The sequence below is a fragment of the Pseudomonas sp. yb_9 genome (genome assembly GCF_043103635.1).
Taxonomy (GTDB): Bacteria; Pseudomonadota; Gammaproteobacteria; order Pseudomonadales; family Pseudomonadaceae; genus Aquipseudomonas; species Aquipseudomonas monteilii.
Genome location: NZ_JBICKA010000095.1, coordinates 1 through 12,552 on the forward strand (window position 1 = coordinate 1; position 12,552 = coordinate 12,552).

10 protein-coding genes are annotated in these 12,552 nt (G+C 64.5%); all 10 read right to left on the minus strand.

Translation table 11 applies throughout. The features are described 5' to 3' along the window. Positions 1 to 70: 70 nt before the first annotated feature. Positions 71 to 2,944 carry an aminomethyl-transferring glycine dehydrogenase gene (gene gcvP / locus ACF8MI_RS23375; protein ID WP_060498139.1) on the minus strand — a complete coding sequence of 958 codons (2,874 nt, stop codon included), beginning with the start codon at positions 2,942 to 2,944 and terminating at the stop codon, positions 71 to 73. 194 nt (positions 2,945 to 3,138) lie between these two features. Further along, a complete protein-coding gene (gene gcvH / locus ACF8MI_RS23380; RefSeq protein WP_060498140.1) occupies positions 3,139 to 3,522 on the minus strand; it encodes a glycine cleavage system protein GcvH in 384 nt (127 codons plus the stop codon). Positions 3,523 to 3,573: 51 nt separating this feature from the next. Next, positions 3,574 to 4,656 (minus strand): glycine cleavage system aminomethyltransferase GcvT, encoded by a 1,083-nt coding sequence (gcvT, locus tag ACF8MI_RS23385; protein ID WP_060498141.1) that lies wholly within the window; start codon positions 4,654 to 4,656, stop codon positions 3,574 to 3,576. 123 nt (positions 4,657 to 4,779) lie between these two features. After that, on the minus strand, positions 4,780 to 6,402 hold the full coding sequence (locus ACF8MI_RS23390; protein ID WP_200928893.1) for an iron ABC transporter permease: 1,623 nt from the start codon (positions 6,400 to 6,402) through the stop codon (positions 4,780 to 4,782). 162 nt (positions 6,403 to 6,564) lie between these two features. Then, the gene (locus ACF8MI_RS23395) at positions 6,565 to 7,566 is read right to left on the minus strand and encodes an extracellular solute-binding protein (protein ID WP_016712606.1); all 1,002 of its coding nucleotides are present in this window, start codon (positions 7,564 to 7,566) and stop codon (positions 6,565 to 6,567) included. 118 nt (positions 7,567 to 7,684) lie between these two features. Beyond that, on the minus strand, positions 7,685 to 8,902 hold the full coding sequence (locus ACF8MI_RS23400) for a 2-octaprenyl-3-methyl-6-methoxy-1,4-benzoquinol hydroxylase (protein ID WP_177337090.1): 1,218 nt from the start codon (positions 8,900 to 8,902) through the stop codon (positions 7,685 to 7,687). 9 nt (positions 8,903 to 8,911) lie between these two features. Beyond that, entirely contained in the window at positions 8,912 to 9,394 is a 483-nt protein-coding gene (locus tag ACF8MI_RS23405) for a DUF4442 domain-containing protein (RefSeq protein ID WP_060498144.1), read from the minus strand. Next, a complete protein-coding gene (gene ubiH, locus ACF8MI_RS23410) occupies positions 9,391 to 10,590 on the minus strand; it encodes a 2-octaprenyl-6-methoxyphenyl hydroxylase (RefSeq protein WP_060498145.1) in 1,200 nt (399 codons plus the stop codon). Before ubiH ends, ACF8MI_RS23405 begins: the two co-directional genes overlap by 4 nt. Next, positions 10,587 to 11,921: a Xaa-Pro aminopeptidase gene (gene pepP, locus ACF8MI_RS23415; RefSeq protein ID WP_060498146.1), complete on the minus strand. Its 1,335-nt coding sequence runs from the start codon at positions 11,919 to 11,921 to the stop codon at positions 10,587 to 10,589. The genes ubiH and pepP overlap by 4 nt, the downstream gene beginning before the upstream one ends. A gap of 21 nt (positions 11,922 to 11,942) precedes the next feature. Further along, entirely contained in the window at positions 11,943 to 12,497 is a 555-nt protein-coding gene (locus ACF8MI_RS23420; protein ID WP_060498147.1) for a YecA family protein, read from the minus strand. Positions 12,498 to 12,552: the final 55 nt, after the last annotated feature.

The window sequence follows — 12,552 nt, forward strand, 5'->3', positions numbered from 1 at the left end:
TATCTACTGGGTCTGCAGCAGTAGATATCCTGTGGGAGCGGGCTTGCCCGCGAAGAATCCACCACCAATCTCAGCGGTAAGCTTCCACCGGCACACAAGAACAGAACAAATTCCTGTCCCCATACACGTTGTCGACCCGGTTCACCGCCGGCCAATACTTGTGCTGGCGCACATGTGCACTGGGCGCCACCGCCTGCGCCAAGCTATACGACCGATCCCACACCCCCAACACATCTTCCAGCGTATGCGGCGCATGCTTGAGCGGATTATCCTCCGCCGGCCAGTTGCCCTCCTGCACCTCGGCAATCTCTGCACGAATCGCCAGCATCGCCTCGACAAACCGGTCCAGCTCGGCCTTCGATTCACTCTCGGTCGGCTCCACCATCAGCGTGCCCGGCACCGGGAATGACATGGTCGGGGCATGGAAGCCATAGTCCATCAGGCGCTTGGCCACATCCTCTTCACTGATGCCGGTCTGCGCTTTCAGCGGCCGCAGGTCGAGAATGCACTCGTGCGCCACGCGCTGGTTGCGCCCGCGATAAAGTACCGGGAAGGCACTGCCCAGCTGGCAGGCCAGGTAATTGGCTGAGAGAATGGCCACCTCGCTCGCATCAGCCAACTGCGGCCCCATCATGGCGATGTACATCCAGCTGATCGGCAGGATGCTCGCGCTGCCCCAAGGGGCGGCGCTGACCGCGCTGTTGTTCGGGTCCAGGCCAGGCACCGGCACCACCGGGTGGCTGGCGACAAACGGCTTGAGGTGTGAGCGAATGCCGATCGGCCCCATGCCCGGGCCACCACCGCCGTGGGGGATGCAGAAGGTTTTGTGCAGGTTCATGTGCGAAACATCAGCCCCGATATCCGCCGGGCGCGCCAGGCCCACCTGGGCATTGAGGTTGGCGCCGTCCATGTACACCTGGCCACCGTGCTGATGCACCACCTCGCAGATTTCCCGAATGCCTTCTTCGTACACGCCGTGGGTCGAGGGGTAAGTGATCATCAGGCACGACAAGCGCTCGCCAGCTGCGTGGGCCTTGGCTTTGAGGTCGGCCAGGTCGACGTTGCCATGGTCGTCGCAATCGACGATCACCACCTCCATGCCGGCCATCTGCGCCGAAGCCGGGTTGGTGCCGTGGGCTGACGAGGGAATAAGGCACAGTGTGCGCTGTGGCTGATGGCGGCTGCGGTGATAGCGGGTAATGGCCATCAGGCCGGCGTATTCACCCTGGGCACCGGAGTTGGGCTGCATGCAGATGGCATCGAAACCGGTAATCGCGCACAACCAGCTTTCCAGCTCGTCGATCATCGCCTTGTAGCCCGTGGCCTGGCCTGCCGGGGCAAACGGGTGCAGTTGGGCAAAACCGGGCCAGGTGATGGGGATCATCTCGCTGGTAGCGTTGAGCTTCATGGTGCAGGAACCCAGCGGGATCATCGACTGGTTCAGCGCCAAGTCCTTGTTCTCCAGCTGTTTGAGGTAGCGCAGCATCTCGGTTTCGCTGTGGTGCTGGTTGAACACCGGATGAGCGAGGAACGGTGTGCGCCGTACCAGATTGGCGGGGATGCCCTCGGGCAGGGTCAACTGGTCAAGGGCGGCGATTTCCAGGCCGTGATCCACCCCCAGAAAGATGTCGAGCAGGCGCAGCACCGTCTGTTCGTTACAGGTTTCGTCCAGGCTCACGCCCAGGTGCCCGCGTCCGAGAATACGCAAGTTGATCTGCGCCGCTTCGGCGCTTTCGATGATGGCCGCCTGGGCCCCACCAACCTCCAGGGTTAGGGTGTCGAAGAAATGCTGATTGAGGCGCTTGATGCCTTTGGCCTCAAGCCCTGCCGCTAGGATAAAGGTCAGTCGATGCACACGCTGGGCGATGCGTTGCAGGCCTTCGGGGCCGTGGTACACCGCATAGAAGCCGGCAATGTTGGCCAGCAGCACCTGGGCCGTGCAAATGTTGGAATTGGCCTTCTCGCGGCGGATATGCTGCTCGCGGGTTTGCAGGGCCATGCGCAGCGCGGTGTTGCCACGGGCATCGCGCGACACGCCAATGATGCGCCCCGGCATGGCCCGCTTGTAATCGTCGCGGCAGGCGAAGTAAGCCGCGTGAGGGCCGCCGTAGCCCATCGGCACGCCAAAGCGCTGGGTCGAGCCCAGTACCACATCGGCCCCCAGCTCGCCGGGCGGTGCCAGCACGACCAGGCTGAGCAGGTCGGCGGCCACGCAGGCCAGCGCTTGCTGGCCGTGCAACAGGTCGATCAGCGGGCGCAGGTCGCGCACCTCGCCGTGGGTGTCGGGGTACTGCAACAAAGCGCCGAACACCGCGTGTTTGCCAAGGTTATCCACAGCATCGACGATCAGCTCGAAGCCAAAGCCTTCGGCGCGGGTCTTCAGCACCGACAGGGTTTGCGGGTGGCAGTGCTCGTCGGCAAAGAAGGCGTTGCTCTTGTTACGCGCCACCCGCTTGGCCAGGGCCATGGCTTCGGCGGCAGCGGTGGCTTCGTCGAGCAGCGAGGCATTGGCCAGCGCCAGACCGGTCAGATCGATGACCATTTGCTGGAAGTTCAGCAGCGCCTCCAGGCGGCCTTGGGCGATTTCGGGTTGATACGGTGTGTAGGCGGTGTACCAGCCGGGGTTTTCCAGCACGTTGCGCAGGATGACCGTGGGGGTGATGGTACCGTGGTAGCCCATGCCGATCAGGCTGGTCCACACCTGGTTCTGTTCGGCGTAGGCGGCGAGTTTGGCCAGGGCGGCCTGTTCGTCCAACGCTGGCGGCAGGTCGAGGGGGCGGTTGAGGCGGATGTCGGGGGGGACGGTCTGCTCGATCAGCTCACTGCGGGTGGCAATACCCAGCGCGTTGAGCATGGCCTGCTGCTCTGCGGCATCGGGGCCCAGGTGGCGACGCAGGAAAGGGTTGAGCTCTTGCAGTTGATGCAGGGATGGCGACTGTGACATGACGACGCTCTCTTCCTAGACCGGGTCTCATGGAGACTTATAAGTCTAGGAAGGATTGCCGATTCTGCGGGGAATCTTGCTTTGCCTGTTCCGGCCTCTTCGCGGGCGAGCCCGCTCCCACAGGTTAAGCGCAGGCCCGAGGTACGCGCTATCCCTGTGGGAGCGGGCATGCCCGCGAAGCAGGCGAGGCGGTCTTACTCGCCGATAGCAGCGGCGTAACCGGCAGCATCCAGCAGCTTGTCCAGCTCGGCCGGGTTGCTTGGCTTCAGCTTGAAGATCCACGACTCGTATGGTTCTTCGTTGAGCAGCTCCGGGCTGTCGGCCAGTTCTTCGTTGACCGCAATCACTTCGCCACCGATCGGTGCGTAAATGTCCGAAGCGGCCTTCACCGACTCGACCACACCAGCAGCCTCGCCTGCAGCGAACACCTTGCCAACTTCGGCCAGCTCGACGAACACCACGTCACCCAGGGCTTGCTGGGCGTGGTCGCTGATGCCCACGGTCACAGTGCCATCGGCTTCCAGGCGAGCCCACTCGTGGCTTTCGGCAAAACGCAGGTCGGCGGGGATATTGCTCATGTCTTGAATTCCTCGATTGGCTCAGCGGTACGCCCGCCGGTTAAAAATGGTTCAGATCAGGATCTTGCCGTGGCGCACGAAGGTCGGTTTGACGACCCGCACCGGGTACCACTTGCCGCGAATTTCCACCTCGGCCCGGTCACCGGTGGCCATGGGTACGCGCGCCAAGGCAATGGACTTGCTCAGCGTAGGCGAGAAACTACCACTGGTGATCTCCCCTTCGCCAATGCCTGATACACGCACCACCTGATGAGCACGCAAAACGCCGCGCTCTTCCAGCACCAGGCCGACCAGTTTTTCCTTCACGCCGTGCTCGATTTCCGCCAGCAGGCCGCTGCGGCCGATGAAGTCACGCTCGGCCGGCTCCCAGGCGATGCTCCAGCCCAGGTTGGAGGTCAGCGGGGTGTGGGTTTCATCGATATCCTGGCCGTACAGGTTCATGCCGGCTTCCAGCCGCAGGGTATCGCGGGCGCCGAGGCCGCTGGGCGCGATGCCGGCGCCGACCAGGTCGTTGAAGAAAGCCACGGCCTGCTCACCCGGGAAGATGATCTCCAGGCCGTCTTCACCGGTATAGCCGGTGCGGGCAATGAACCAGTCGCCTTCGGCAACGCCTTCAAACGGGCGCAGTTCACGAATCAGGGCCGCGCGTGCAGGGCTGAGCAAAGCGGCGACCTTTTCGCGGGCATGCGGCCCTTGGATAGCGAGGATGGCAAGGTCGGGACGGGGCTGGAAGTTCACGGCGAAACCGGCCCGCTGCTGCTCTAACCAGTCGAGCACTTTGGCTCGGGTGGCGGCATTGGTGACCAGGCGGTAGCCGTTTTCCATGCGGTAGACGAGCAAGTCGTCGATTACCCCACCCTGCTCGTGGAGCAGCGGGCTGTACAGTGCCTTGCCGACGTCGTCGAGGCGGGCCACGTCGTTGGCCAGCAAACGCTGCAGCCAAACGCAGGCATCGGTGCCATCGACGTCGATCACGGTCATGTGGGAAACATCGAAAACGCCGCAGTCACTGCGCACCTGGTGGTGCTCCTCGACCTGCGAGCCATAGTGCAGGGGCATGTCCCAGCCACCGAAATCGACCGTTTTGGCGCCTAGCGCCAGGTGCAGGTCATACAAAAGCGTGCGCTGTCCCATGGGTTTCTCCTTCCGGGCGTGGCGAAGCGGCGGCGGTCGATGACGTTGGTCGTCAGCTCTTGTTGTAAAGACCCGCCGCGCGAATGCCGCGCATTGTAGCCGCAAGGCCGCAAGCTGGCACCCTCAGTGACTGTGACCGGGTCGACGCGCCGAACGGCGGATCAGGCCGATGACCGGCAGCAGCCCCACCAGCACCAGCGTCAATGCTGGCAGCGAGGCACGTGCCCACTCGCCCTCGCTGGTCATCTCGAACACCCGGACGGCAAGGGTGTCCCAGCCGAACGGTCGCATCAGCAAGGTGGCCGGCATTTCCTTGAGCACATCGACGAACACCAACAGCGCGGCACTGAGCGCGCCCGGTACCAACAACGGTAGATACACCTTGAAAAACAATCTCGCGCCACCGACGCCCAGGCTGCGGGACGCCTCGGGCAGCGACGGGCGTATGCGCTCCAGGCTGCTCTCCAGTGGCCCGTAGGCCACGGCGATGAAACGCACCAGGTAGGCCAGCAGCAGCGCCGAGAGGCTGCCCAGCAACAGCGGCTTGCTGGCCCCGCCCAACCAGCTGGACAGCGGGATCACCAGGTGGTTATCGAGGTAGCTGAAGGCCAACATGATCGACACCGCCAGCACCGAGCCCGGCAAGGCATAGCCCAGGTTGGCCAGGCCGACTCCGGCGCGAATGCCGCCGGTCGGCGCCTGGCGCCGGGCAAAGGCCAGCACCAGCGCGACGCACACCGTGACCAGCGCCGCCATGCCACCCAGGTACAGGGTGTGCAATACCAGGCCAACATAACGCTCGTCCAGGTCGTGTCGGCCACGTTGCCAGAACCACGCCAGCAGCTGCAGCAGCGGGATGACGAAGGCGCAGGCGAACACCAGCAGGCACCAGCCGCTGGCCAGCAGTGCCTTGAGCCCACGCAGGTGGTACAACGCCTGCCCCCGTGGCCGTTCGTTGCCGCTGCGGCTGGCCCCCCGGGCACGCCGCTCGCCGTACAGCACCAACATAACGGCCAGCAACAGCAGGCTGGCCAACTGGGCAGCACTGGACAGGCTGAAGAAGCCGTACCAGGTTTTGTAGATAGCGGTGGTGAAGGTGTCGAAGTTGAACACCGCCACCGCGCCGAAGTCGGCCAACGTTTCCATCAAGGCCAGGGCGATGCCGGCACCGATGGCTGGCCGTGCCATGGGCAGGGCCACGCGCCAGAACGCTTGCACCGGTGACAGCCCCAATACCCGTGCCGCTTCCATCAGGCCCTTGCCCTGGGCCAGGAAGGCTGTCCGCGCCAGCAGGTAGACATAGGGGTAGAACACCAGCACCAGGACGATGATCACCCCGCCAGTGGAGCGCACCCGTGGCAAACGCATGAGCCCGAATACCTCGCGCAAGGCGCTTTGCACCGGGCCGGCGAAATCCAGCAGGCCGACGAAGACGAACGCCAGCACATAGGCAGGGATGGCGAATGGCAGCATCAGTGCCCAGTCCAGCCAGCGCCGGCCGGGGAACTCGCAGAGGCTGGTGAGCCAGGCGAGGCTGACGCCCAGCACGGTGACGCCGATGCCGACGCCCACCACCAGCGTCAGCGTGTTGCTGAGCAGGCGGGTCATCTGGGTGTCGAGCAGGTGCGACCAGATCTGCGTATCGATCGACTGCCAGGACAGTAGCAGGACGCTCAGGGGCAACAGCACCAGGGCGGCGATCAGGGAGACCGGGAGGTACCAGCGGCGTTGGGGGGTGTGGGGCAAGTTCAATGTCTCTGTGGCTGGTTTGCGACCGCTTTGCGGTCGTTCGCGGGCAAGCCCGCTCCCACAGGGACCGCACAAGGTTTGGACTCTGTGCAGTTCCTGTGGGAGCGGGCTTGCCCGCGAAAGGGCCCTTGCGGGCCCCGAAAGGATAAAGCCTGGCGCTTAGTTGTAACCAGCCCGATCCATCAGACGAATGGCTTCAGCCTGGCGCTTGCCGGCAATTTCCACCGGAATGGTATCGGCCTTGAAGCTGCCCCAGGCGGCCACTTCCTCCGATGGCTTCACCTTCGGGTTGGCCGGGAATTCCTGGTTGATGTCGGCAAACAGTTTCTGCGCTTCTTCACCGGTCATCCATTCCACCAGCTTTTTCGCGGCTTCCGGGTGCGGCGCGTGCTTTGTCAGGCCGATACCCGACAGGTTCACATGCACGCCACGGTCTCCCTGGTTGGGCCAGAAGATCTTCACCGGCAGCTTCGGGTTCTGCTTGTGCAGGCGGCCGTAGTAGTAAGTGTTGACCACGCCCACGTCGCACTGGCCGGCTTCGATGGCCTGGATCACCGCGTTGTCATCGGAGAACACGTCGGTGGACAGGTTGTTGACCCAGCCTTTGACGATTTGCTCGGTCTTGGCCTCGCCATGGGTTTCGATCAGGGTGGCGGTGAGCGACTGGTTGTACACCTTCTTCGCCGTGCGCAGGCACAGGCGGCCTTCCCACTGTTTGTCGGCCAGGGCTTCGTAGGTGCTCAGTTCTTCGGGTTTGACCCGCTCGGTGGAGTAGATGATGGTGCGCGCGCGCAGGCTCAGGCCGGTCCAGTCATGGGACGAGGCGCGGTACTGCGACGGGATGTTCTGGTCGATGATGTCGGACTTGATCGGCTGCAGGATGCCCATCTGCTCGGCCTGCCACAGGTTGCCGGCGTCGACGGTCAGCAACAGGTCGGCCACGCCGTTGTCGCCCTCGGCCTTGATGCGCTGCATCAGCGGGGCTTCCTTGTCGGTGATGAACTTGATCTTGACCCCGGTCTTGGCGGTATAGGCATCGAACACCGGCTTGATCAGCTCGTCGATGCGCGAGGAGTACACCACCACTTCGTCCGCCGCTTGGGCGGTGCCGCCGAACAGGGTCAGGGCCAGAGCGGCCAGTAGGGGCTTGCGTGGCAACATGTGAAGCACTCCTCGGATCGTATGAGAGGTGCAAATGGTAGTGAATCCCATTTTCTGGCTCATCTACCTAGCCGTTACCGGATGTTGCAGAGGGGGCCGCTTTGCGGCCCCAGCAATCTCAAGCCTTGGCCAAATCCGGCAGGTCCCCACTCAAACCCAGCGCCTGGCGCACAAACACCGCCTTGGCCTCCGGCATCTTCTCCACCAGTTTCAACCCACTGTTACGCAACCAGCGCAACGGCAGCGGATCAGCCTGGAACAACCGCTCAAAACCTTCCATGGCCGCCATCAACGCCAGGTTGTGCGGCATGCGCCGCCGCTCGTAACGGCTCAACACCTTCACATCTGCCAGCCGCTCACCACGCGCGCAGGCATTGACCAGCACCTCGGCCAGCACCGCAGCATCCAGGAAGCCCAGGTTCACACCCTGCCCGGCCAGCGGGTGAATGGTGTGCGCGGCATCGCCGATCAACGCCAAGCCCTCATCCACATAGCGCTTGGCATGGCGCTGACGCAGCGGCACGCACACCCGTGGGTCGGCCTGCAACACGTCACCCAGCCGCCCCTCGAACGCCCGCTCAAGGGCCCGCAAGAAGGCCGCTTCATCCAGCGCCATCAGCTGCTCGGCATGCTCCGGCGTGGTCGACCACACAATCGAGCACCAGTCCTGCTGGCCATCGCGGGTCAACGGCAGGAATGCCAGTGGCCCCTCATCGGTAAAGCGCTGCCAGGCCGTGGCCTGGTGCCCGGCGCTGCAACGCACGCTGGTCACGATGGCGTGGTGGAGGTAATCCCACTCGCGGGTTTCGCAGCCGGCCAGGCGTCGCACGGCCGAATTGGCGCCGTCGGCCGCGATCACCAGCGGCGCACGCAGCTGGCGGCCGTCGGCCAGGGTCAGCAGCCACTCATCGCCGGAACGACGCAGCTGCTCCAGCCGGGCGTTGGGCAACAGGCCTACGTCACTGTCGTGCAGGCGCTCCAGCAGGCCGTCCTGCACCACCCGGTTCTCGACGATATGGCCGAGCACCTGTGCATGCACACTGGCGGCCGAGAAATGAATCTGCCCAGTGCCACTGCCGTCCCACACATGCATGTCGGAATACGGTGTGGCACGCCGTTGGGCAATGCCGTCCCAGGCGCCAAGGCGTTCGAGAATGCGCTGGCTGGCCGCCGAAAGCGCACTGACACGCGGCTCGAACGGGGCTTGGGCATCGAATGGCTTGACCGTGAGCGGCCCGCCATCGAGCAAGAGGATTTGCAGGCCACTGTGGCGCAATGCCAGGGCCAGGGCGCTGCCGACCATACCGGCACCGACAATCAACAGATCTGCGCGCATTTCCATGCCTTACGCCAGCCTCGCTTGCGGCTTGAGCCGCACGTATAGGGTTTTATCGACCCGCGCGACCAGTTCGCCGGCACCATCGCGGATATCGACCTGCAAACGCGGCAGGCACTTCTTGCCGGTGGCGGTCTGCTGGCGAATGTCGTCCAGCAGCGCGTCATCGACGTGGAATTCGGCATACACCGGGCCTTTGCCCGGCGAGATGAAATCGATGCTGGCGGCCTTGTCCCAGACGATGTAATCGCGGCCCAACTGCTCGATCAGCAGCAACATGTAAAACGGGTCGACCATCGAATACAGGCTGCCGCCGAACTGCGTACCGACATAATTGCGGTTCCAGCGGGTCAGCTTCATCGCTACCTTGACGCTGCGCATGTCCGGGCTGATGTGCTGCACGCGGATCCCGGCGCCCAGGTAAGGTGGATAGAGGTTCAGCAGCCAGCGCAGCATGCGCGCCCGGCGCGCCAGTTTACGAGGGTTGCTCATGCCTGGCCCCGCGGATCGGGGCGCGTACCCAGGCCCATGGCCTGGCGGGCGAACCAGCTTTTGGCCGGCGGCAGCAGGTCGAGCCCGAGCAGGCCGAGGTTACGCCCGGCGGCGAGCAACGGCTGGTTGCTGCCGAACAGGCGCGTGACCTGGTCGGAAAAGCCGATGGTCATGGCCTGGTCCAGGCGCTGACGCTGGTGATAGGCCTGCAGCGTGGTCAGGTCGCCAGGCTGCTGCGGCCCGGCCAGCAGCGCGTCGGCCAGCGACTGCACATCGCGCAGCGACAGGTTGAAACCCTGGCCGGCAATGGGGTGCAGGCTGTGCGCGGCGTTGCCCAGCACCACCAGGTGCGGCCGCACCTGCTCTTGGGCTTCGATCAGCGACAGCGGGTACAGGTGCCGTGCGCCAACCTGGCGCAACGCGCCCAGGCGATAGCCAAACACGCCCTGCAGCTCACGCAGGAAGCTACGCTCGTCGATGTCGGCCAGGCGCCGTGCGTCCATGCCTTGGCGTGTCCACACCAGCGCGCAGCGGTTTTCCGGCAGCGGCAGCAGGGCCATGGGGCCTTCTTCTGTGAAACGCTCGAACGCCTGGCCGCCGTGGGCTTCACCCGGGGTGATGTTGGCGATCAGGGCGCTCTGCTGGTAAGGCGTGTGGCGTACGTGAATACCCAGCTGCTCGCGCAGGCCGGAACGGCCGCCGTCGGCCAGTACCGCCAGGTCGCACTCCAGCTGGGTATCGTCGTTCAAGCACAGGCGGTAACCGCCCTCGATCGCCTGCATGGAGGTGACTTCCGCCGGGCAGCGCCAGCTCACCACCTCACTGTCCAGCCCCTGCCACAGGCATTGGCCCAGCCAGGCGTTTTCCACCACGTAGCCCAATGCTGGTACGCCCTCTTCCAGGGCATCCAGGCGAGTGGCGCCAAAGCGGCCACGGTCGGACACGTGAATCTGACGGATCGGCTCTGCACGCTGACCGATGGCCTGCCACAGGCCCAGCTGCTGGTAGATCTGCTGGGTGCCGAACGACAACGCCGAAGAGCGCGCATCGTAGCTGGGCTGGAAGCTGTCGCCGGGGGCGAACGGTTCGATCAGCAGGATCTTCCAGCCACGCGCTTTGGCCCCGGCTTGCAGGGCCAGGGCCAGGCTTGCGCCGACCAGCCCACCACCGATGATCGCCAGGTTTACCCGGTTCATGCCGCGTCCTTGCGGGCGGCCTGCATCAGCGCCTCGATCTCGGCAACCGTGCGCGGCACGCCCGAAGTCAGGATTTCACAACCTTGCCTGGTCACCACCACGTCGTCCTCGATCCTTACACCAATGCCGCGCCATTTTTTGGCCACGGCCTGATTGTCGGCGCCAATGTAGATGCCTGGCTCGACGGTCAGCGCCATGCCGGGCTCCAGCACCCGCCACTCGCCGCCCACTTTGTACTCGCCCACATCATGCACATCCATGCCCAGCCAATGCCCGGCACGGTGCATGTAGAAGGCGCGGTAGGCCTCACTGTCGATCAGCGCCTGCACCTCACCGGTGAGCAGGCCCAGCGCCACCAGGCCCTCGGTAATCACCCGCACGGTCGCCTCATGCGCGTGGTTCCAGTGCTTGCCGGGGGCAATTTCGGCAAAGGCCGCCGCCTGTGCCTTGAGCACCAGCTCGTAGATGGCCTTCTGCTCGGGCGAAAAACGCCCGCTAACCGGGAAGGTGCGCGTGATGTCACTGGCGTAGCAGTCGATTTCGCAGCCGGCGTCAATCAGCACCAGGTCGCCATCCTTGAGCGGGGCGTCGTTCTGCTGATAGTGCAGGATGCAGCCGTTGCGCCCGGCCGCGACGATCGAGCCGTAGGCCGGCATCTTCGCCCCGCCTTTGCGGAATTCGTAGTCCAGCTCGGCTTCCAGGCTGTATTCGTGCAGCCCGGCCCGGCAGGCCTGCATGGCCCGCACATGAGCCCGTGCCGAAATGTCTGCCGCTGCGCGCATCACCTTTACTTCCGCCGCCGATTTATACAGGCGCATGTCGTGCAGCAGATGATCCAGCGCAACGAACTCGTTCGGCGGCTGCGCGCCCAGCCGGGCCTTGGAGCGGATCACGTTGATCCAGTCCATCAGCCGGCGGTCGAACTCGGCATTGCTGCCCATGGCGCTGTACACCCGCTCGCGGCCTTCGATCAGGCCCGGCAGAATCTCGTCGATGTCGGTGATGGGGAAAGCATCGTCGGCGCCAAAATCGCGCACGGCGCCTTCCTGGCCGGCCCGCAGGCCGTCCCACAACTCGCGCTCGGGGTTGCGTTCACGGCAAAACAGCACGTACTCGCCGTGCTCACGCCCGGGGATCAACGCAATCACTGCCTCCGGCTCCGGGAAGCCGCTGAGGTACTGGAAATCGCTGTCCTGGCGGTACACGTGCTCGACGTCGCGGTTGCGGATGGCAACGGCGGCGGCGGGCAGGATGGCGATACTGTTGGGGACCATCTGCGCCATCAGCGCCTTGCGCCGACGGGCATACTCGGCCTTGGGAATGTGGCTCATGGGCAGACTACCCCCGGTTGATCAGTGCAGCGATGGCTTGGGCGCGGGTGCGGCCGGCTTGGCCAGCTCGGAGAACAGCAACAGCGGTGCCACGCGCAGGTATTCCATGACTTCCATGTAGTCGCTCTCGCCGTCTTCGGACTCTTCGAGCGCTTCCTGCACCTGGGAAATGGCCACCAGGTCCTGCAGCACTTCCTTGGCCTCGTCGGACAGGTCCTTGCCACCGGCATTCAGGCCAAAACCGGTAATGAAGCCCTGGCACCACTGGCCCAGCGCGGTGGCGCGGTCGCTCAGTGCGGCGTCGTCGGAAGGCAACAGCAGGACGATGGCCATGTCGTCGCTGGTGAGCTCGCCCTTGACCATTTCCTGCAGGCCGACCAGAGCGTTGCGCACGGTATCACCGGGCTCGGTTTCCAGCAGCTGGGCGGCATCGGCCAGCCAGCTGTCGGCGTCAAAGCCGGCACCGGCGCAGCTGCGGCCGATCAGCAGGCCGTGCAGCTCGGCCGGGGTAACAGGGTGGCCATTGCTCGAAAGCAGCATGGCGAAGGCGATGTAGGGCGATTGGGTATTGGGCATGGGCAGCTAGGCGCCAGACGGCGCAATGACTAGAATGGAGACCTTGTATCCTAGC